We start from the raw sequence: 21818 nt of genomic DNA, 5'->3' as shown, positions 1-21818 counted from the left end.
GATGTCGCCCTCCAATGTCAGACCTGAAGCGGCCTGACCTTTGATAGCAAATAATAAAGGACCCTTAGCGGCTTGTGAAATATTTCGCCGGTTCATCATGGGCGGCGATCAGCGCGTCCAGCGTCAGCGGCCGGCTTAACCAGTAGCCCTGTAAATAGTTTACCCCGTGGTCGCGCAGCCATTCCGCTTGTTCCTGCGTTTCCACCCCTTCAGCGACCGTGGTGAGCTTCAGGCGGCGGCTCAGGGTGATAACGGCATCAAGCACCGGTGAGGTGACGGTCTCAGTGCCGATAGCCTGCACGAAGCCGCGGTCTATCTTCAGGTAATCAAAGTTATAGCGCTCCAGATAGATTAGCGCGCTATGGCCGGTACCAAAATCATCAATCGCAATTTCAAAGCCCTGTTCGTGCAGCCAGTCGAAGTTCCCTAAGGAGCGATTCTTATCGATCATCGCGCGCTCGGTGATCTCCAGCACCACGCTAAAATGGCCGGCCGGCATGGCGGCGGCGAAGTGCTGAAGGTCCTGCTGAAAGCTGCCTGCGTGCAGATGAAGGGGGGAGATATTTATCCCCAGCTTGCTCCCTGCGGGCAGGATCGTTTGCAGAACAGGCGCATCCTGCGCAATCAGTTTTAACAGATGGCGGGTGAGCGGAATAATGATCTGCTGGGTTTCAGCAAGGTTGATAAACACATCGGGAGGGATCTCGCCGGCCACGGGATGTCGCCAGCGCATGAGCACCTCAACGCCGCTGATGCGCAGCGTCTCTGACCTCACCACCGGTTGATAAACCACATAGAACTGATCGTTTTTGATCGCCAGCAGCAGCTCTTTGCGCGGGTCCGATTTAATCGTCAGGATGTAGTAGCTTAAAAGCCCGGCCAGCAGCCCGCACACGACGCCCAGCAGCAGAGCAAACTGCGTATTCTCCGCCAGCCAGCTGTTCGCGTAGAGATAAACCTTCAGCGGCAGGCCGTCGATTTGCGTCTGGCGAATGGGCGGCGAGAGCAGCGTCTGCGGGTCGATAAGTTGGTTGCTGAAGGTGGAAATGGCGGTGTCCTTAATGGCCAGCGCCAGGCCGCTGAAATCATTCTGTCGGGCTGAGTAGAGAATATAGGGCGTCAGGTTGGCATTAATCGAGACAAAAATACCGTCTTTCCCGCCGTGTGGGCTGCGGACCCACAGCGCCAGCGCGGCGCTTTTCGGCATCATTGGCGTCCCGGGCAGAATCGCCATATCGACCGCTTGAGTAAGATTAAGCTGCGGAATGAGCTGGGTTAAGGGCGTGTTCATAGCGCCTGTGGCGGAGGAGCAAAACGCAAGGCCATTTTTGACCAGCAGGATGGCGCGGACGTTCGGGCTGAATGCCGCATGGGCGGTTAAGCCTGAGGCAACGTTTTCACAGGGTTGATCGACCAGCGGCTGCATGCCCTGAATCGTCTGATTCAAATCGTGAAAGTAGTCCTGCAGATACGTATGAACGTTGTGAATAATGGCGTCGAAACGCTCCGCACGGTTGTGATAAATCACCATAAACTGGATGCTACCGGCCAGCAGGGCGACGGCTATTCCAACACATATGCTGGTCAGCCAGATTTTTCGCCGGGGAGCGAGATGACGGGTAGGCATAGGCTATATAGTCAGTCCGTATTGTTGATTTGCGCCAGGGGGCTGATAGAAATCGCTTTTTCTATCCCTGCTTAAAGACATCGCTTATTTTACGAAGTTTCCTGGCTGGCGAGCAAAAAAAAACACCGCCTCGGCAGTGTTTTTTTATTTCTTTCGTTGGCCAAGGGATTAACCAACGGCAGAAGACGATTACGAACGGCTCAGAACGCGTCGCGCTTCGTTATAGCGCTTTTTCCAGTACGGCTCATCCATGCTTGAAATCGTCACACCGCTGCTGGTGGAAGCATGAACAAACTGATTGTTGCCGATGTAGATCCCTACATGGCGGCCCGTGGAACCTGCACGGAACAGAACTAAATCACCGGTGCGCAGCTGCGCGCGGCTGATCGATTTTCCGGAATCCTGCTGCTCTGAAGTCGAGCGCGGCAGTTCCAGGCCAAACTGTTCACGGAAAGTCCGTTGCACAAAGGCGGAACAATCGATGCCTTTACGGGTGCTGCCGCCGAGGCGGTAACGCACGCCCTTCCAGCTGGCATATTGATCCATCAAGCGGGACTTAACGTCCAGGTTGCGGACCATCGTTTCAAATTCATCCTGAGAGGCTTGCAGTGATGATAAATCGCCACTACCCACAGCAAGCGTCTCAGAATGCATATTCCTGGCGGTACTATTTGAACTACACGCGGAAAGCAGAACCGCAACTGCAATCGCGGGGGCGACCCGCAAGATATATCTCAAAATCGGCTGAGATTTGACCATGCTGTGTGTTATCCCTTGTTGTCCTTAACGACAATGTCGTTATAAAAAATGCCAAACGTGTTAGAGCCTAATTACCTGGTCGCAATGAGACAATTCCGTAAGCATAAAACTGTGGACTGACGCACAAATTTATTCATTCTCTGAATTGATGTCGCTGACGAGGCAAAACGAGATTGAGGTTACCCGATCAACCGGGGGATGGCGAGCGGTTTTACGCATTTTCTTATAAGTATTTTTGCGACAAAAAGTGAATCATCGGCAAAGGGCAAAATAGCGACAGCAATGGGTAAAAAATACGCAATTTACTCATTTCTAACATGATTACTATGACGGGAAGATGATGCCGGATGAGAAAAAACGCGCGGACAAAAAAAGGGACCCAGAACGATCCCTTATGAATGATATTAATTAATTGTAAAGATAGATTTAATTTTTAGTTTTTCTACCCGGAAGATAACGCTCAAATAACGCAATGACATTATCACTCAGCGGGGTCATCAATACCCAGGGGGCGCCAATGAGTACCGCCGTTAATGAGCCGACGGCAATATCGGTAAACCAGTGAGCGCCAATCATTACGCGTGGAAAAGCGAACACTACGAATATGACCAGCGCGATGGCAAACGCCCGGCGACCGAAATAGCGCCACATAAATGATGCAAAAATCAGCAGCATCATACCGTGATCGCCTGGAAAGCTATCTTTAGACGCATCTTTAGTGGGGAAGGAGATCACATCGCTCACTTTGGTGATATCGGTAAAAGAGAGCGAAGGGCTGGCGCGCTTAACCGGCATCAGGTGCTGGGCAAGCTGATTGATGATGACGGCGGCCAGCAGCATCGCCAGGCCGATGATAATCACCCGGCGGCGTCCGGCGCTCTGCTCTTTAAACCAGAAGCTTAGCATCAGGCTGCCCATCGCCAGTAGCGAGCAGGCATCAAATGCGCGGTTGTTGATAATCGCCAGCAGCCAGGTGTAAGCGGTGCTCACGCCAACCAGGTGGTTAAAGAAATAGAAGATCGCCGAGTCCAGCGGATTCCAGAAACCATGGTTAACGGGAAGGTACCATGAACAAAAAAGCGCAACACCCGCCGCGTTCAGCAGCAGGATTAGGGGAATTCGATTTTTAATCATAACTATCGTGTGTTGGGTAAACGACGGCAACCATAGCCGTCTTAACTTAAACGAATCCTCAACAAGGAGGCCTGCAGTGCGTTCCAGTCCGTCTCGGTATCGGCAATCAGCTCGATACGGCTATCGGGGGGAGAAACGTTCTGCGTCTCAATATGCAGATCGCGCTGCTGGCGGTTGATGCGTACCACTCCTTCCGCGATGCGCATCACGCCTTTCACGCGCCCGACCGGCGCCAGACGCGCCCATTCGAGCAGGGCCACGGTGGCGAAAACGGTTTCGGCGTCAAAAATCCAGCCGCAGGCGTGATAGCCCTGGCCGCTATTGAGGCTGCGACGCCAGCGCTGATGGGCAGGGAGGCTCAGTGCCGCAAGGCCCTGTTTCCGCCCGTGGCCGTGCGCGTGTTCGGGGCTGGCGGGAAGCGGCGCAAGATTGCGGCGCGGCAAATCAAGCAGTGCCGGGTCGATATTCCCCCGCGTGGCGCTGACGAACCGCCGATCGCCGGCATAGGTCTGCCACCAGGCGGCGAATGCGCGTTGGCTTTCCTCCGTTGCGCGGTCGGCTTTATTACTGATAATGACGTCAGCGGCGGCCAGCTGGTCGCGAAAGTTGTCATTGGTCACTATTTTTTCGTCCAGCAGCTGGCGCGGATCCAGCACGCATAAGGTGGCGCGCAGGTCGATCCACGGCTCGTATATTGCGGCGGTCAGCATATCGAGGATCTGTTTAGGATGGCCAAGCCCGGTGGGTTCTATCAGCAGGCGATCGGGTTTGCCCTGGCGCAGCAGGGTGTTGAGCCCGACCTGCATCGGCAGACCGTTCACGCAGCACATGCAGCCGCCGGGGATCTCTTTGAGCAGCGCGCCGCTTTCCGCCAGCAGCGCGCCGTCAATGCCCACTTCACCAAACTCGTTGACCAGCACGGCCCATTTTTCATCCGCGGGCTTATGGGCCAGCAGATGCAGAATCGACGTCGTCTTGCCGCTGCCGAGAAACCCCGTGATCAAATTGGTTTTGGTCACTTTTTCTCCAGGATAAATGTAATGTTGTAACAGTTACGCTATCCTGACGAAAAAAAGGGGAAAAGAGAAGTCTTACCGCGGACAGAAGGGGGATCTGTCCGCTAAAAGGCAGAAATTGTTAAGCGTTCAGCGTGCCGGCAATCGCCTGACGCGCGCCAAAAGCGGCGAGCTGATGCCATGCGGCGGTGATATGAGCGACAAACTGCGGGTTCTGCGGCAGGTCGCGGCCGAAGATCTCTTCAAGCGTAAGCAGGGCCGCCACGCGCTGGTGTTCATCGCTGGCAGAAACCCGTTTCTGCATCTTATCGGCCAGCGGATCGCGAATATCAATCGCATTTCCGGCATCGTCAATACCGCTGACGTAGCGCATCCAGCCGGCCACGCCGAGCGCCAGCAGCGGCCAGCGGCTGCCCCGAGCGAGATGGACGCGAATACCCTCAAGCATACGTTGCGGCAGCTTCTGGCTACCGTCCATGGCGATTTGCCAGGTGCGATGCTTCAGCGCCGGGTTGCTGAAGCGCTCGATCAGGCTGTCAGCGTACGCGGTCAGGTCAACGTCCTGAATGGATAAGGTCGGCGCCTGTTCGTCAAGCATCAGGTGGTAGGCGGCGCTGCGGAAAATCGGATCCTGCATGCAGTCGCTAATGTGCGCATGGCCAGCCAGATAGCCAAGCCAGGCGAGAAACGAGTGGCTACCGTTGAGCATCCGTAGCTTCATTTGTTCCCACGGTAAAACGTCATCGGTCATCTGGACGCCCGCGGTTTCCCAGTCCGGGCGACCGGCAACAAAGTTATCTTCAATGACCCACTGGATAAAGGGTTCGCAGCTGATTGCGCAGGGGTCTTCCACGCCTAGCGTCGCGCTAATTTCTGCCAGCGACTCATCGGTGGCGGCGGGCACGATGCGGTCAACCATGGTACCGGGAAAGCTGACGTGTTCGGCGATCCACTGCGCCAGCTCGGGGTCCCGTTTTTCGGCCATTCCCAGCACGGCGTTTTTTACCACATGTCCATTATCGGGAATATTATCGCAGGAGAGGACGGTAAACGGCGGTAGCCCCCGCTGTCGCCGGCGCGCCAGCGCTTCCACCAGAATGCCGGGAACCGATTGCGGCAGCGTCGGATTTTGCAGATCGTGAATAATGCGCGGCTGCGTCATATCCAGCTGGCCGCTGGCCGGATCGATGCAGTAGCCCTTCTCGGTGATGGTCAGAGAGACAATGGCGACCTGCGGTTCGCAAAATTTCTCAATAATGGCGGCCAGCGAATCCAGTTTCGCATTCAGACACTCATGAACGGCGCCGACAATAATCGGCTGATTGCCCTCGGCGCCTTTTTCCAGCACGGTAAACAGGTGGTCCTGCTGGCGAAGCTGGCTCATCAGCCGATCGCCGCTGAACAGGCTAATCTCACAAATCCCCCAGTCTCCGCCGCTGGCGTTGAGCACCCGATCGGTGAGAAGGGCCTGGTGCGCGCGATGAAACGCGCCAAAACCGAAATGCACAATACGCGAACGCAGCTGACTGCGATCGTATCGAGGAAGCTGTACGCCTTCCGGCAGCGTGGCTGTCGCAATGGTTGTCATTCTTAACACACCTGATTAACCAATAATTAACATGGTCAGTGTAAAGATATATGACAACAAATTAAATTGGTGAGCCTTATTTATCCGCTTAATGTGAGCTTGATCATGCAATTCTGTCGCGGTAAACGGTCAGGCCGCAAAGTATGCGCAGAGAGCCGGTGAGATTAGCGGTAACTTCGCTATTTTTGGTATAACAGCTTTTGGCGGAGGGGAGATTGCGGATAAGGGGCTAATAAAAAGGACAGCCGCTGGCTGCCCTCCTGGATATTGCAAACGCGGAGTTTAGTCCGCGCGGCCCATGTAGCGGCTCTCTTCGATATGGATGCGGATACGCTCTCCCGCGCTCAGGTATTCAGGCACCTGAACAACAAGGCCGGTGCTCAGCGTCGCCGGTTTGTTACGCGCGCTTGCGGATGCGCCTTTGATACCCGGCGCCGTCTCAACGATTTCGAGATCCACGGTCTGCGGCAGTTCCAGCGCCAGCAGCTGGCCGTCCCAGGTCAGAACCTGCATATCCGGCATGCCGCCTTCCGGCATAAACAGCAGCTCTTCTTCGATCTGCTCTTTGGTGAAGATATACGGGGTGTAATCTTCTTTATCCATAAAGACGTATTCGTTGCCATCGATATAGGAGAAGTCAACGAAGCGGCGGGTCAGGGTGACGGTATCGACGATGTCGTCGCCTTTGAAGCGTTCTTCCACTTTCAGGCCGGTGCGTACATCGGAGAAACGCATTTTGTACAGCGTCGCTGCGCCGCGGGCGCTGGGTGACTGAATATCAATATTTTTAACAATCAGCAGTTTGCCGTTGTAATTCAGCACCATACCTTTTTTAATTTCATTCGCTCTTGGCATTGCAGTAATCCTGTCACTTAAAGGGTCGAAAATATCGCGTAAAACTACTCGCGCCGGGCCTTTCAGGCAAGTGGAATTCGTCTGTTTTGCTATCTTCAGGTAAAACGTTTAGGCTGGGCTGCTAAAAGCGTTATCGGAAGAGTCGATTATGGAATGCCGCCCTGAATGCGGAGCTTGCTGTATCGCTCCTTCTATCTCCAGCCCTATCCCGGGCATGCCGCAAGGCAAGCCTAATTGTCAATTATTCATAGTATGCAACTGGCAAGTAAGGTCAGACTATCTGATCGTGAGGTCTTCTGTTAATGTCATGGGAAGTATAAGGTAGCGTGAGGCATGTCTAATGCAGTGTCGTATTGATTGTGGGGCTTGTTGTATTGCACCTTCTATATCAAGCCCAATTCCTGGCATGCCTGAGGGGAAACCCGCAAATGTAAGGTGTGTTCAATTATCTAATGACAACTTATGTAACATTTTCGGTTCGGAACTACGACCAAAAGTGTGCGGGAATCTTCAACCTTCGCTAGATATGTGTTCAACGGATCGTGATGCCGCTATGACTTATCTGCTTCACCTGGAATCCAGTACAACACCATAAGTATTTGTAGAACATCGCTTGCTAGCACATAACCTTTGGTGATGTATATTTGGTTTTTATATCAACAGTATAGGGGGGAACCCCTATTCTCTTATAGGATAGCTATCACGCAGCCATTTCATCTTCAAAAATGTCTTCCAGGTCTTGTTGTTGAAATCTATCAGTGGCATCGACATTGAGGTCTAGTTTCAGTTGCTCAATATCAAATTGAACACGATAGCCTGTTTTCTCTGCGATATAGTCACTGAGTTCATCTGTATCTACAGGATTGGGGCATGTGACACCATCATGCTGAAGCAAGACAACATTATCACCAAGAAAGCTAATCATGTGCTGAAGTATCAGTGATTCTGCACCGTGGAGAAGATGAGCTAATAATTTTGATTTCTTAACCGATTCTCCGTTTTCTGTTATGGTCTTAACAATCATCCCAGCGTCGTTTTTGATTTTGTAACAGCCTCTAGTCCGCGCTGTATAATCCTCAATCACATAACGTCTCACATTGGTGACTTCCTCATCTAGTTTGCTAATCCAGGTATCTTTGAGAGCCTCGTCACTGGTATCAATGTCCAGCTTTTTTAGTACCCCACGAGGCCCTAGATTGGTGCCATAAATAAGGGCAATCAAAACTACCTTCGCTTGTTCTTCTGTGCATTGTAACGTAGTGGCTACTTCTTTACGGACCTGTTTTTTGTTACGGACATAATGGCTAATACGCGGCGTTTTTATACCGATCCGAGCGCACATCTGTTCCAGTAAGTTGTAGTGACAATTCTCGATATCCACATCAAACATGCCAGCCAATGAAGCTTTACGAATCTCTCTCTTACAATTTTGAAGATTTACAGAGCCTTCTGCATATAAACGTCCCCCATTACTTTGCACGTATGTTATCGGTAATAAACCACTTTTACTCGCTTTCGCAAGCGTTAACAGGTATTCAATTTGACTAATCATATTTCTATGGTTGTCACTCTGTTGGAGGCTCTTCAGGTATCGCCTGAGAGATAACTCATTAAGAAGAATTTCTTTAGGGACCTTGACTTCTATACTACATTTATTGCTATTTTTTAATTGGGAGCGGATGCCATTCCGAGGTGGGTTGTATGGTTTTCCTTCGTTATAGAGACCGCATTTACTAGGAACTGCCTTGCAACATGCCGAAAAAATGTTATATCCAGCACTAGTTACTCTATAGCCGTTAGGCCAATTATCTGCCCAGTAATTACAACTTTTTTTGATTAAAGGAATATCTTTTATCATGTCATCAAATCTCGAAGCTCTCGGTATATGTTTTCGTCTCTCAGAGGAATAAAGTAAGAAAGCGTACTCATCTTTGGGATGCTTTCTCCTGTTGGTGGCTCCGATCAGAAACTGATTAAAGTAATAAGATTTCTCTTTTTTTGAATATTTATTCAATATATCAGAGGTGCAAACACCTTTATCAACTAATACATTTTCAATGACTTCATCAAAGTTGCGTGGTTTAAGGTTCATATCATATTCTCGTTTTACAAAACCGTGAAGTGGGCTGGAGGCCTTGCTGCACACGGGTTTGCGGTAATTTGTTAGTAGTATTTATGCAACATATTATTGATTGATTGATGTCCTTGTCTTCTTTCTCCTTCCCCCTTTTCGGGAAGAAAAAAAACGAAAAGACGTAACAAATCCTTCAGATCAGTGATCAGAATAAAATCTTGTTGTAAAGATCATTCATTCGATGATTTCAAGACGGAATAAGGGCAAAGGGTTTACCGTTAAGGTCAAGAAAACCGATCTGGAAAGGGATCAATAGAAGGGAGTTGCGGACAAACAGTAGTACATCGTGTACTACAAGAAGCAATAGGTTTGCTCCCTTGGACCAGGTCATCACTTCCTGGCATCACGGTCCAGTCTGGAGAGGTTGCTGCGCCCCGTGAAAATTACGTTGTTGGCATATAGGATATGAGCGCTAAGAACCATTGTCAAATCTGAAAGTCAAGATTTATTATTGACTTAGATTTGAAATCCTATCGAAAACATGTTAACCACACACATGATTTTGAAGAGATATCTGAACGTGACACAGTGGAGTGTGTGAATTTTTGTATGGCTTACAAATTGTCAATCGACAGCTGAGAGTATAACTTATATCCCATTAATCAAGTGATAGGTGTTTTGATATGGATATTAATGAGTTCCCACCGGGAGTAATCGAACATCTTGGTTGGTATGTATATCGCCTGATTGATCCACGAGATGGAAGTACTTTTTATGTGGGTAAGGGGAAAGGTAATCGCGTTTTTGCTCACATGCGCGGTGAAGTGGCTGCCGCTGATGATGATGAGCTTCTCAGTAACAAACTCAAGCAACTTCGTGAGATTAGATTAGCTGGTCTGGAGGTCATCCATGTTATCCATCGGCATGGTATTGCCGATGAAAAGACTGCTTACGAGGTGGAGGCTGCTCTAATCGATGCTTACCCAGGTTTGACCAACATCATGAATGGTGCGGGCAGTAACGAGTATGGCGCTGCACATATCAAAGAATTAATCGCAACCTACCAGCCTGAGACAATAGAGTTTAAGCATAAGGCTTTGATGATATCTGTTAACAGAAGTTCAAAGGACGTTGATCTTTATGATGCAGTACGCTTCAGTTGGCGTGTAAGTCTCGAACGTGCAAGTAAAGCTGAAGTTATCCTAGCTACCGTAAAAGGAATTGTCAGGGGGGTATATGTAGCTGATGAGTGGTTAAAATCTACCCGTGATAACTTTCCTGAAATGCGCCAATGGGATGAAGATGATGAGTTTGAAGCTACTCAAAATGCACGCTTTGGCTTCCGTGGACGTGTGGCATCCGCTGAAGTTACACAGCTTTATCTCGGTAAAAAACTCCCTGATGACCTTAGAAAGAAAGGGGCAATATCTCCTGTGAAGTATTCTCCGAATTTTGATTCCTAAACGGTAATGAGGTTCGTACTTAACAACTGATAAGGCGGAAGGAGGGGAGATTAATTCCACCAACATGGCGCGACTGATATCCTATCCGGCAACAGAGAGAAGTAAGGTTCAGACAGGGAAGGGAACACGAAACTACTCAACATCGAAGCTGGGTTACAAAACGCATCATTCGTAAATATCGCGTAGGAAGCTCGTAGAGCGACTTTGTGTATTCAGCAGTAGAGTTTGGTTGTGTGATAAAAATCGCTGAGAATCGCTCTCAGGGCTTCTTGTGGTGTATTTGAGATGTGGTTTCTGCTAACCTCTGATACAATTTACTCAGCTAGATTTTAAAGCCCAAGAGATTTTCCTGATCGATACAATGCACGAAGTATGTGCAAAAGAAGCCTCCCGGTTCAGTGAGGATTTATGATATTGATTAGAAAAGAGTAAAATGCATTAGCTCAGATTTCAACATACATAGCTTTGGCACCGAACCGTGAGTTCACCGGGTAGATACAACGCTATTTTTTTATCAATAGAGAGTAGATCCAAATAGCTTCCGCTATCTCTTCCATAAGCAGAAAAAGCGGAAACAGTCATATCGTTGGAGCATTTCAATCTTCGTTACTATGAGTACGAAGTTGACATTGCACTTAATGCCGCTTTTATGCTTTTTTGAATCCAAAAAACGATAACATTACAGGTGAAAAATACAGTATATTGTGGGGTGTTCTTTCCAATGGCACCATATGTAGTTTATGTGAGGCTGTTTTTGTAATTTGTACTTTGATTGTTTTGCCAGTTTTTATGGTTCTGCTGGTTTAGTCTTTTCACGTTTAACCCTCACTAGTAGGTGGTAGCTGATGGATAGAGTTGAATGAAGAGTCATGAGTATATTGTTATATGTGGCCTAAATCGTAGTCAGGTTGGCAGGCTGCTTGCTATTGTTTCTTCGATTTTGTCTGCTTTTATGATCTTTGCAATGTTGAAGGCGGCTGAGATGCTTAAGCATTTCAACTTCGACAGCCATATTCCTCCATCCCTACTATCTCTTGGTGGGGCTGGGACAATTTACTTGGTTCTCTATAAATTACTGGACAAATCACTATGGAGAGTACCGCTAATCGGGAGAGCTCTGCGTGTTCCTGATCTATCAGGTAAGTGGCAAGTTCATGGCCTGACGAAGACGGAGGGGGGGCAGGCCTGGGAAGGTGTTCTAACGATCGTACAGTCATGGGATAAGGTCCGAATCGTTCTCAAAACTGCTCAGTCGCAATCTGATAGTGTTACTGCATCGATAATTTATGATGAAAGCATTGGTTATCAGTTGCTATATCACTACAAAAACCAACCGAAAATGGGCGAAGAGAATCTTCATGCGCATATAGGATTCGCGGAGTTCTGGTTTAATGAAGATTTATTAACGGCTGAAGGCCATTATTTTAACGCTCAAGGCCGCGCTACCTATGGCACCATGACAATTGAGAGGATTTGATAATGTCTAGTTCAACTTTCAGTGACCGCATTCAGCGGATGAAAAAACGCCGCAAGGGCTCTCCGGAACAAGTTAAGGTTGCAATGGAGTCTTACCGCGGTATGGCAATGGATGGTCTTGAGAGTTATGACGTTTTAAAGAGTGTACTTTCCTCCCAAGAAGAATGGGAACGTCGTGGTAAGGGGGATAATGCGACACGTTACGTCATAGGCGCTATGCAACCTGTTGAATCCCAATATACTGAGGTATCAGTTAAGACAGCGAAACGTATTGAAAACCAGCTTGAAAAAAGACTGAGTGAACACCAGCTTGATTTTCGTCTGCAAGGCTCTGTTGCTTTAGATATCCACATTAAAGGTTTCAGTGATGTTGATTTGCTTGTTATTGATAAGCAAATGCTAATGTATGATCGTGGTGGGGTTAGACAGCATCTATATACACCAACAACGAAGAATGAAGATGATGTGATACTCATATTACGCAATATGGCTCGCGATGAACTCAAAAAGGCATTTCCGGAAGCCGATGTTGATGATGAGAATAATAAATCCTTAAGAATTACTGGTGGGTCATTACAACGGGAAGTAGATGTGGTACCTGCAATCTGGTGGGATAGCAGTGACTATCAGGTGACTCAGGAAGAGAGTGATCGCGGGGTAATGATTCTTCACAGAGAGAAACGTGAACGAATCTATAACTCCCCGTTTGTACATATCAAGCGAATTGAGAGTAAATGTAACCGTTCTAATGGCGGTTTGCGTAAAAGTATACGTTTATTAAAGACAGTAAAGGCTGACTGTAAAGATGAAGGTACAGAAATTGGCCTTAACAGTTATGATATAACATCAATTATGTATCACGCCGATGAAAACAATCTCCGTCATAGTGCATATTATGAACTAGCAGTTTTGGTGGAAACTCATCGATGGTTAAACTATCTTTGTGCGCATCCTGATGAAGCAAAAAAAATGGATGTTCCTAACGGAACTAGAAAAATATTCGAAGATGATGCTTCATTAAATGAGTTGTTCAAACTGACTGACGTGATTAATAATCTGGTTGCTGAAGTGATGAACGAACTCTCTGGCGATTTTGGACGCCGATTGACAGTCAACGAAAGTGAATTGCTTAAAAGCCATCGAGTGCTGTAGCTAGAAGTAAGAAGGAGGCAGTTAGCCTCCTTCCTTCAATTAGAGAAAACCTTAAAATGACAATATTCGATCTTACAGCAAGGTTATATCGCGTTTTTTGGCATCTTGGTACGATGATATACCTTCACAGTCTCGAGTGATGAGCCTCAAAGTTATCTCTCCATGTGTTGGTGTGTTTGTCCAATATGTACCATTCAAAGATAATTGATCTCCGGCCAACTTTAATTCACCTGCACCGCTTGTTATTGAATGTGCTCCTGAAAAAATTTTCCTTAATTCAAATACATAGCAAAGTCTTGTAACGTCTGTTTTTGAACTTCTTAAAAGAGCTTCAAGACGGGATTCTCCTTCCTGCCGCTCTGTAAAAGATTGAATAGATAGAGTTAGGTATGTCTGCCGTATTACGAAGAAGATAGGAACGACCAATGGGTTTCCATCAACAGCACCGTAATCAGACCTTAACTCTCCCACCCAAACTCCATGGACGAGTGGTCGATTCATCCACTTGGCAAGATGCCGACAGCGCCAGGCCACTTTTGTGAATATACCGAAGAATAAAACACAAAACCCAAGAGATGAGCAGAATGCCTTCCATGCGGCGGAAGGTATTGGTTGTTGGAAGAAATGCCACTGGATCAGAAAAATTAGCAAACCCAATATCCCTAGTAGCCAGCCAAATACTTTTAGTAGGCGTTCAAATTCGGCAGTAGTCAGGCTAAGGTTATTCATTGGAGTTCACCAATTTTGTTTTCAAAACCATTGTTATAAATGTGTATATATCCTTCCGCGGATATGACAGCAGCAGCTTCCACTTGCGGTAAGGTAGATATGAGTTGAGCGGTCATTTGACGGGCGCCTTGCGGCCAAACTGCAAATGGGTTGGCTAGCGCAACATCTAGAGGAGGAGATACAAATTGCGCAACATGAGTGAGATCTCCACTTTTTGCCTCAATGAGGTGAAAACCATCATGCATAATGTTTCCGCGAGTTGCCAATATAGTAAGAGCCTTTAAGACGTGATCTGTACCCGAAATGGGTAATTCTGGGTCTGCACTAAGGCGTGTCCCTAAAGGAACTACAGGTAAGCTCTCAATAGTTCGATAAGCAATAATCCCTATTCCTACAAAATCGGCAGACCTTTGTGTTGCCAGCCTAGTCAGAAGTTGTTGAAGCCATAATTTGTTTATAAGTCTACCCTCGCCATTTACGCATGTTCTTCAGATGTTCAAGATCCTACCACCAAACAATTTTTTGATGAAAGGGGTTTACTGGTACGAGGGCTTTGAGGTATCAAGAGTTTCATGCTTGGATTTAACATTTTAGTCATTATACAAAATGAATGGTCAACTCTTCGTTAGACTCGCTGCTCAGAACCGATTGTCAGATTAGATTTAATTCTGTCTGCGGAAACTGCCAGTGCGAGTCTGAGCCAATACAGTTATTTGAACTAACTTACCAATTCCTTCTTGATTCGGTAAAACGTGGCGCGACTGATACCCGCCGCTTTCATTATGTGAGCTGGTTTAACGTTCTGCACCAGCATTTCGCGAACTGTCTCACGGGCTTCCAGGTCTTTTTCTTTCCCCGTGTACAAACCTGCCTGTTTTGCTTTCGCGATCCCCTGCGCCTGACGTTTACGCCGGGTCTCATAATCTTGTCGTGCCATTGTCGCGAGGATATCGATCAGCATTGCATTGACTGCACGCAGAATGCCACTGGTAAGGTCATTCCCGGATATTTCAACCATCTGCCAACTGGTTGGCAAATCCATTGATACAATAACCAGCCCTTTACTATTCAGCGTAGCTTTGAGTTCAGCCCATTCTTCATGTTTAAGACGGCTGAGACGGTCAATCGCTTCAATAAGAAGCAGATCACCCGGTTGAGCTTCTGCAAGGAGGCGCATTAGCTCTACGCGATCCAGCTTCGCACCGCTGGCATTCTCAATGTACTCTTCGGCAATCTGCCAGTTCTTGCTTTGCGCAAATTCGCGCAGGCTAATCAGTGCACGATCGGCATGTTGGCCTTCTGTAGATGCGCGGCAATAGATACGGACATTCATGGGTTTTCTCATTAGAGTATTTAACCAATATTCATATGATACATTACCTGTATTTGTAGTCAATAGAGTTTATTTAAACCCTATTGAGACATTGTTTCATGGTCTATATCAGGTATACCCAAAAGAGACTGGGCGACAGAGATACTTCTTCAAGAGACACTTTGGTTCCTTGCATAGCGGAGACCAATATGTTTCTTGAGAGGAGCAAGAACACTATCGGTATTACCAATAATGTGCACCATTGCTTGGGTTGCGATTTTAGTATTGAATTCAGTCACCGTATCGTTGCTTACACTATGTTTACCAGGCGTAAATCGTTTTGAATCGCAGATAATGTAAGCAATATTTGGTGAGATAGGGTAATAAAAATCTGCATGTTCAGGTACAGAAAATACACTTTCTGAGACACACGGGTGTACATTAACGACAGGATGATCTGATGTTATAAAAGGGATATCAGTATCATTCACCAGTAACGCATGGTTTGAGTCATGGCGGGATGAATATAGGCTGAATCCAATATTCATCCCGAACATATAGCTTAAAAACCACCATGAATGCGCTATCGCGTCAGCTACTTCACGCTCTAAGTTACTATGACGACGTAATCTTTTTAATACTTCGTCCCGGTAAGCCTTTGTTCTGGCGATCTGTTGACCGAAGAACATCATAAACTCGATCATGTTCTGGTTATCTTGCAAAATTTCGAGTTTCTGGCCCGCAAGCGCGGTAAGCACCTTTAAAGCAGCATCTTCATGCGATGAATGAAGATTCTCCATAATGTTACATTTTGTTGCGTGTAAGAGTGTCTCAGCCTCTTGATTCGAAATGCCAGATCTTCGGTAGATGGCTTCCAATTGCTGTACTTTCAGAAAATCATTTAGGTATGACATATGTTGTTTTTGGAGATGTTCTGGACTTAAGTGTGAAAAGCCTTTGATCACTTGAACATGCTTTTGTGCCAGTGTAGTCGTTTTGTAAAAGTAGTCATCAGCAGCTATGGCTCGAACGCTGTCATGGGCAATCTTTCCAGTTTTCGTAGTGTAGAAAACATTTTTCGTCCCATTTCCCCACCGAGTGAGGTAACTAGCCCAGACATAATGGTGTCGCTTCTTCGCTTGGAGATTTTTAGGTTGCATGGATATCTCTTCAGTAAGAATGTGATCTTAGAATTTCTTTGTTTATGAGCTACGAGCATTTCAGGGTACATCAAAAAATTTCGCTTGGGGGAATCAAGCCGTTTATCAACTGATATGGCGATGGTTGGACCGTGTAGTTGGGATGACGCGGCCGATGAGATTTGCAGATCACTAGTTGCAAATCATCCAAGTATCTGGAATCCCCCTAACACTTTACAGCAAGACATTTGATACAGCTTTTAGGACGTGAGAATTTTTATATTTTTTCTGCGCTACAAAATGGGGTACAGACTGCGGAACATCACAATCTCTGTGTCGTAGATGCCTGACATATTGTTGAACAAAGGCGACTATCGGTTGTAGGGTAAGCCCTTAACTATATTGAATGATAAAATTAATCCGCCGGAGAGCGGTGCAGGGGAAGCCCCTGCATTTGAACGTTACTTACGACAAATCACTCTGTCATAGAATCCGTCAGTGGGAACTAGAATTTGTCGTTGTTTATGTGGTTCCTTGGAGATCATATCTGACATTAGTATGGAGTCATCGAGAAATACTCCACCAAAGGATCCTTTTTCTGCATTTATCCCGGCGATCACAATCGATTTTCCGATATCCAGTGCAGCCACTTCGTCGTTATTGGAGTCCGTATTGTCGAATATGAATTTAAGCCCCTCATCAGAATCGGGAATACTTAATGTCACCAGAGGTTTCTTGCTGAAAGTAACAGTGCCAATTTTTTTTATTTTTCCTGTAACCATCAATCGGCAATTTTTGAAGTCATTTTTTGCCCGGAATTCATGTTCTTGAAAACGTGCATACACTTCCCTGGTAGTGTACATCCTAGGGAATATGTCTATTGGCAGCGGTTTTGATGGTTCCGTTGGTTGATGTGAGGGGGTTGTATTCGTATTTTCCACGATCTTTGTTTCAGGTGTGTTAGATGGATCTGGAGTAGTTGATAACCCGTACAAGATGTTACCGATGCCGTAGATTATAGCAACGGCTATAACTGCTTTTTTTATATAGCTTTCATATGGTGATTTCACTTTATTCTTCCATGATTTCTATGTTAGTTACTTGATCTCCGTTACGATATAATCTCATGTTGGATGGTGGGGATTTAACCTCTTTACGGATCTCGTTCATAGTGTCATTCGATAACATATCACTGCATTCCATATACATAACCTTGCGGGTGTCGATATCTGATATGTCAGTGAAAATATTACTAACCAATGAATCTGGTATATCGATTTCATGTACCAGCATCATATATTTTACGATGAGCACATCTGTTAGATGAAATCGTCCAACCGTATATTTCCCGTGGTAGAAGTTACTACAAGGTGATTCCAGCCAGTCGTTTTTCAATACTCTAACCAGCTCATTAGTTTGCATTTTCAGCTTCCAGTTCAATAGTACGTTTGTTCGTTATATCAGTGAGACATACCCAATTACCATTGCAAATAGATTTTGACTTTATCCATTCTCTCTGTGCTGGTAGTAATTTCTTACGTATATCTTTACTCAGCTTATTCCATGTTTCGTTTAATTTTTGATCGCTGATGTTGTATGCTTTTTGACTGACATCGGAGTTATCTTCGTTTTTGATATTTGAAGGCGGATTGTTGTCCTTTCTTTCTTGCGTGGATTTTTTTTCACTCTTTTTAAGATATGATTTTTCTGAACAGGCTTTTTGCCAATTTTTTGCCGCAGCATTAGTCACATCATCTATGAACATTTCACGGAATGTAGTCCCATTTAATTTTGCAGCCTCCTCCATAAGAAGGCGTCCTTCATAAGGCATTGCTCTTAGTTGTTCATCAATTTCGTTCGATTCTTTTATAAGAACCTTGAGTTCATCTTTAGTTGGCGCACCAGCTTTGCACATTTCCTCTTCATTACGAAGCATTGCCCTTGTAAGTTTTCGAGTGGAAACATTCTCTTTGGTTGAACATTTTTGTTTAATCTTGGCATTGATATTTTGGGATTGTTCATTGATAAGCATGCGGGCCGCATTTGGATCATTTTGATACATAGGTAGAGCTAGTGGCCCGTTAAGGAGTATTTGATGGATTTCATTTCGCGATGGCCCACCGTTCGAACAAAGCTCCTCTCGTGGAAGTGCCATTAGCTCATCTATAGAACCAATATTGCGGAAACCATTGAAGTCGCCTGGTGCCGCAAGTGTTGTGCCTGAAAGAATCAACGATTGTAAGATAATGATTTTATATGATTTTAACAGTTTCATGTTTTAGAGCATCCCTGTTTTAGTCGTTACTAAGATCTCGTTGTAATGGGGTACATAAGTTCTTTTAGCTGTGTAATTCTCATCTTATATTGATCTGTATAAGCTATCAAGATTCTAAAATCGATCGTTTTTATCGATCGATGTTGTGGTGTAGAAATGAACAAATGATGACGGAAATCATAATCAATATATTGATTTAAATGGTTTTATTTGCTATATGATGGGCGCTGTGCTGGCGTTTTGCCTGACCCGGCGGCAACGTTATGCGGTGTAATGTGTCTTTACGTTATTGGGGGCTTCCCCTTGTCTGGTAGGCAAGGGGGGGAGCTTAGTGTGAAAGTTTTTCTAAGTCTTCCAACGAGTTAATCTCGTACTTAGTACCGTTGACAGTTGCATAAGTTTTGCTTGTAGATCCATCCACTATGATAGCCATTCCATTGCCTTTGTCTCGGCTTGTGCTATTTTCCAACTCGGTGATATACGTCGGGTTAAGAAGACTGGCTTCGTGTTTTTCCTTAATATGCTGCGCAAATTTGTCAGGCGAAATCAGTTCATCAATGAAGGAGTGCAACACAAGTCCTTGCATTTTTAGTAAGTCATGATCGTTGACAGTTTGTGCTTCTACATACGAAACGCCAGGAGATCGGTTGCGATTGAACTTAATCACTATTCTTTGCTTTGTCTCGTCGGCGAAGGTTACTTCGAAATGACCATGCCGCCCATCAATGTCATAACAATCAATGCGTTTGATGGCTTGCTTTACCTTCAGTCTAATCTGCTTACGGTTAGGATTCTTTGTGTCATGAACATCGAAATGTTGGAATTGCTCCCAGCCAGTAGTTTGAATTTCTGAACGGTTGATTTTGTACTGATGAAATTCTCTCTCAAGCGTCACTTTTTTATGTTTGTTCGAATTAATCTGTTCTGCTAGCTCTTCGAGGCTGTCCGTTAGGGTTGCCAGTTTCAGAAGCTTATCAATAGATTCTGAGGCCTTTGTAATCTCAGATTCGTACCAGGCTGTTTTATCTTCTTGATGGTTGTTCCAGACGTGATCAGCGATTAGTTGCAAAATAGTGTGTTCAAGTTGATATGACGTAAAACCTTTTTTACCGCAAGGCTTACCCTGAACAATTTTTGAGCCACAGATATAACGGTATTTGTTTTTGTTTGAACCTGATTTGAACATAAAAGACCCACACTTCCCGCAGAAAAGAATTCCAAGACCTGATAGTAACGGGATTTCGGGCTCAGGGTTGCCCTCTGGGTATTTTGAGGAGCTTCGAGTAACCGCTCGGTGTCGATCCAGTTTTGAAAGTGTCAGATAGTCTATTTCTGACATCAATACCGGGTAGTAATCAGGAATAGTGAACGTTTCCTTCAATGGCTTTTCTGAATCCGGATCGTATATAACAATACCTGATTCATCGCGCTTATCCAGCGTAAAGACTTTTTGCCCATGAACAGTAGGATTCAAGAAGGTTCGAATTAAATGCTTGCCCCATTGTTCCGTTTTGGACGTCAGTGCTTGGCCTGCCTGGTCTTTATAAACCCTCTTTTTAGGGGCAGGATAGTGTTCGTTAAGATATCGTTGGATTCCAAGAAGAGTTTCACCGCCTTGTTTTAGTTCTATAATTTTCTGCGCTGCCGCAAAATACGTTGGGTGTGGGGTAACATATCCAGATTTTGTGTCTACCCACCAGACATTTTGACCCACAGATTCTATTGCTCTTGCTGGCGTTCCAGGTTCTCTTGTTAGGTTATGTCTTATCAGAGAGCGGGCTTGGGATTCAACCCGATTCTTTTTTGTTAACGATTCATCGTGTGCACGGGTGAACATTAGCAATGAGATGATTAGGTCGGTTGGATTATTCTTTACATCCGCATACTTATAAACCTTTTCATCCATGCCAGTAACAACGACTATTCCCTTACTCAGTATGCTTTTGAAAATATCCAACGCGCTCCAGGCATCATCACGGCTTATACGGTCAAGATTTTCGACTACCAACCACGATCCAACAGGAACTTTGACCCCAATCTGCTTAATGAACTCTGATAGCTTCCCTTCATGCGCGTTTTTACCTTTGAACGCCGACATACCGAGATCGTGGAAAGCTGTTGTATCAAGTTCGAGGTCATAGCGGGATGCAATTCTTAGCGCAGTATCTTGCTGACGCTCCAGCGAGTTACCCTCCCGTTGTTTCACAGATGAAAAACGCACATACGAATACAACTTTGGCTTCATTGAGTGTGACGTCCTTTGTAGAGCAATGATAAGACGGCTGTGATGCTAACAGTAATGATGTTAACTTTAAACAATGAGTAATCGTATATTAGGCAAGCCAGCAAAAGTAAGATATGTGCAGTTATCGGAAGATAATTTATGCAACATCTTTGGGGCAATCCAGCGCCCCAAGGTGTGTAGCAGTCTGCGGCCTTCACTCGATATGTGCCATACAAATCGCGAAGAGGCTATGGCTTACTTGATTCATCTTGAAAAACTGACCTCACCATAAAGATGGTGTCATAAATAATTTTGTGGTGTATAACTACAAAGAGATTACTGCGGAAACTTTTCAGAACCTCTGTTTATTAACTAACACCGCATTTATGTCAGTGGCTGTAGGGCTTGGTCCTCCTTGGGAGTCTTTCTCCCATACTGGTGAATTATGATTCGATGAAGAAAGGTTATCATCCGATCAGAAAAGAAATCATTGATGCATTCATTAAACATATCCATGCAATCCAACTACAGAAAGGTTTTTGCTTTCCGGTTCGACTTGTCAGTACCGGAGGGAATGTCTATCTCGGAAAGTAATGTATTAGTGAGTGATCTTTTTGAACGATTGAGAGGGCGCTTTAAAAAGAAGGCGTGGAATGGACAACCAATCAAAAAATTTGCTTACGGTTGGGGTCGAGAGAAGGAAAAAGCTAAGCAGGTTCACTATCACTGTTGGATTTTACTACCTCGCTTTCAGGTTCAAAGCGCTGGTTTTGGTAGCAGTGGTATGGTTGGGTTGATAGGTGAGCTCTGGGATGAGTTGACAGATAATAACGGTCGAGTGCAGCTAGCCAAGAATGGCCAATACGACATCGTAAGAGACGATCACGCTACTGTTGTAGATTTGTGGAACGCATTTCATACCTCGCCAAAAACAGAGGCAAGTTTTCGTCTGGAGAGGGTCACAGGATCTTTTCAACATCTAAACTCAGAATGAA

General features: G+C 45.8%; 20 protein-coding genes and 2 pseudogenes. 7 read left to right on the top strand and 15 right to left on the bottom strand.

What is annotated here, in order from left to right:
* Window positions 1-64: 64 nt before the first annotated feature.
* The 6 genes from ABLU96_RS23855 to yeiP all read right to left on the bottom strand — a co-directional run bounded on the left by ABLU96_RS23855 (window position 65) and on the right by yeiP (window position 6979).
* A complete protein-coding gene (locus ABLU96_RS23855; RefSeq protein ID WP_064404469.1) occupies window positions 65-1627 on the bottom strand; it encodes a cyclic di-GMP phosphodiesterase in 1563 nt (520 codons plus the stop codon).
* A 189-nt stretch (window positions 1628-1816) separates the two neighbouring features.
* Window positions 1817-2386 carry a bifunctional murein DD-endopeptidase/murein LD-carboxypeptidase gene (gene mepS, locus ABLU96_RS23850; RefSeq protein ID WP_004122922.1) on the bottom strand — a complete coding sequence of 190 codons (570 nt, stop codon included), beginning with the start codon at window positions 2384-2386 and terminating at the stop codon, window positions 1817-1819.
* A gap of 426 nt (window positions 2387-2812) precedes the next feature.
* The gene (locus tag ABLU96_RS23845) at window positions 2813-3526 is read right to left on the bottom strand and encodes a phosphatase PAP2 family protein (protein ID WP_025106743.1); all 714 of its coding nucleotides are present in this window, start codon (window positions 3524-3526) and stop codon (window positions 2813-2815) included.
* Between the two features lie 35 nt (window positions 3527-3561).
* Window positions 3562-4539, bottom strand: a complete 978-nt coding sequence (locus ABLU96_RS23840; RefSeq protein ID WP_064404472.1) for a GTP-binding protein — start codon at window positions 4537-4539, stop codon at window positions 3562-3564.
* A gap of 118 nt (window positions 4540-4657) precedes the next feature.
* Window positions 4658-6124 carry a fructuronate reductase gene (locus tag ABLU96_RS23835; RefSeq protein ID WP_064404475.1) on the bottom strand — a complete coding sequence of 489 codons (1467 nt, stop codon included), beginning with the start codon at window positions 6122-6124 and terminating at the stop codon, window positions 4658-4660.
* 282 nt (window positions 6125-6406) lie between these two features.
* Window positions 6407-6979, bottom strand: a complete 573-nt coding sequence (gene yeiP / locus ABLU96_RS23830) for an elongation factor P-like protein YeiP (protein WP_004122911.1) — start codon at window positions 6977-6979, stop codon at window positions 6407-6409.
* Between the two features lie 148 nt (window positions 6980-7127).
* On the opposite strand from yeiP, the pseudogene ABLU96_RS23825 reads away from it, so the two are divergent.
* A pseudogene (locus ABLU96_RS23825) lies at window positions 7128-7211 on the top strand (YkgJ family cysteine cluster protein); the annotation flags it as partial.
* A gap of 108 nt (window positions 7212-7319) precedes the next feature.
* Window positions 7320-7574: a YkgJ family cysteine cluster protein gene (locus tag ABLU96_RS23820; RefSeq protein WP_074154678.1), complete on the top strand. Its 255-nt coding sequence runs from the start codon at window positions 7320-7322 to the stop codon at window positions 7572-7574.
* Between the two features lie 105 nt (window positions 7575-7679).
* Here the strand turns inward: ABLU96_RS23820 and ABLU96_RS23815 are convergent, their stop codons facing one another.
* Window positions 7680-9071 (bottom strand): hypothetical protein, encoded by a 1392-nt coding sequence (locus tag ABLU96_RS23815; protein ID WP_348862860.1) that lies wholly within the window; start codon window positions 9069-9071, stop codon window positions 7680-7682.
* 758 nt (window positions 9072-9829) lie between these two features.
* Between ABLU96_RS23815 and ABLU96_RS23810 the strand changes: the two genes are divergently transcribed.
* The 3 genes from ABLU96_RS23810 to ABLU96_RS23800 all read left to right on the top strand — a co-directional run bounded on the left by ABLU96_RS23810 (window position 9830) and on the right by ABLU96_RS23800 (window position 13144).
* On the top strand, window positions 9830-10516 hold the full coding sequence (locus ABLU96_RS23810; RefSeq protein WP_213192160.1) for a hypothetical protein: 687 nt from the start codon (window positions 9830-9832) through the stop codon (window positions 10514-10516).
* 859 nt (window positions 10517-11375) lie between these two features.
* Window positions 11376-11993 carry a hypothetical protein gene (locus ABLU96_RS23805; protein ID WP_097423261.1) on the top strand — a complete coding sequence of 206 codons (618 nt, stop codon included), beginning with the start codon at window positions 11376-11378 and terminating at the stop codon, window positions 11991-11993.
* 2 nt (window positions 11994-11995) lie between these two features.
* A complete protein-coding gene (locus ABLU96_RS23800) occupies window positions 11996-13144 on the top strand; it encodes a hypothetical protein (RefSeq protein WP_213192148.1) in 1149 nt (382 codons plus the stop codon).
* 72 nt (window positions 13145-13216) lie between these two features.
* Here ABLU96_RS23800 and ABLU96_RS23795 read toward each other — a convergent pair whose 3' ends face one another.
* From ABLU96_RS23795 to ABLU96_RS23760, 8 genes are all read right to left on the bottom strand, one after another.
* A complete protein-coding gene (locus tag ABLU96_RS23795; protein WP_157919247.1) occupies window positions 13217-13873 on the bottom strand; it encodes a hypothetical protein in 657 nt (218 codons plus the stop codon).
* A complete protein-coding gene (locus ABLU96_RS23790; protein ID WP_097423263.1) occupies window positions 13870-14118 on the bottom strand; it encodes a hypothetical protein in 249 nt (82 codons plus the stop codon). The genes ABLU96_RS23795 and ABLU96_RS23790 overlap by 4 nt, the downstream gene beginning before the upstream one ends.
* Before the next feature lie 473 nt (window positions 14119-14591).
* Window positions 14592-15206 carry a recombinase family protein gene (locus ABLU96_RS23785; protein WP_348862857.1) on the bottom strand — a complete coding sequence of 205 codons (615 nt, stop codon included), beginning with the start codon at window positions 15204-15206 and terminating at the stop codon, window positions 14592-14594.
* A 149-nt stretch (window positions 15207-15355) separates the two neighbouring features.
* Window positions 15356-16345 carry a DUF4238 domain-containing protein gene (locus ABLU96_RS23780; RefSeq protein ID WP_213192149.1) on the bottom strand — a complete coding sequence of 330 codons (990 nt, stop codon included), beginning with the start codon at window positions 16343-16345 and terminating at the stop codon, window positions 15356-15358.
* Window positions 16346-16785: 440 nt separating this feature from the next.
* Window positions 16786-17394 (bottom strand): hypothetical protein, encoded by a 609-nt coding sequence (locus ABLU96_RS23775; protein WP_213192150.1) that lies wholly within the window; start codon window positions 17392-17394, stop codon window positions 16786-16788.
* Window position 17395: 1 nt separating this feature from the next.
* Window positions 17396-17746, bottom strand: a complete 351-nt coding sequence (locus tag ABLU96_RS23770) for a hypothetical protein (RefSeq protein ID WP_348862856.1) — start codon at window positions 17744-17746, stop codon at window positions 17396-17398.
* Entirely contained in the window at window positions 17736-18599 is an 864-nt protein-coding gene (locus ABLU96_RS23765; protein ID WP_097423578.1) for a lysozyme inhibitor LprI family protein, read from the bottom strand. Before ABLU96_RS23765 ends, ABLU96_RS23770 begins: the two co-directional genes overlap by 11 nt.
* A gap of 328 nt (window positions 18600-18927) precedes the next feature.
* Window positions 18928-20844, bottom strand: coding sequence for a recombinase family protein (locus ABLU96_RS23760; RefSeq protein WP_224232414.1), 1917 nt, complete (start codon window positions 20842-20844; stop codon window positions 18928-18930).
* Window positions 20845-20935: 91 nt separating this feature from the next.
* Here ABLU96_RS23760 and ABLU96_RS23755 point away from each other — a divergent pair.
* Window positions 20936-21115: pseudogene (locus ABLU96_RS23755) on the top strand (YkgJ family cysteine cluster protein); the annotation flags it as partial.
* A 282-nt stretch (window positions 21116-21397) separates the two neighbouring features.
* Window positions 21398-21817, top strand: a complete 420-nt coding sequence (locus ABLU96_RS23750; protein WP_279945904.1) for an inovirus-type Gp2 protein — start codon at window positions 21398-21400, stop codon at window positions 21815-21817.
* The last annotated feature ends 1 nt before the right edge of the window (window position 21818 follow it).

Origin of the sequence: Klebsiella sp. CN_Kp106 (assembly GCF_040064575.1) — a bacterium.
Taxonomy (GTDB): Bacteria; Pseudomonadota; Gammaproteobacteria; order Enterobacterales; family Enterobacteriaceae; genus Klebsiella; species Klebsiella michiganensis.
This window is presented reverse-complemented; position numbering and strand designations above follow the sequence as displayed.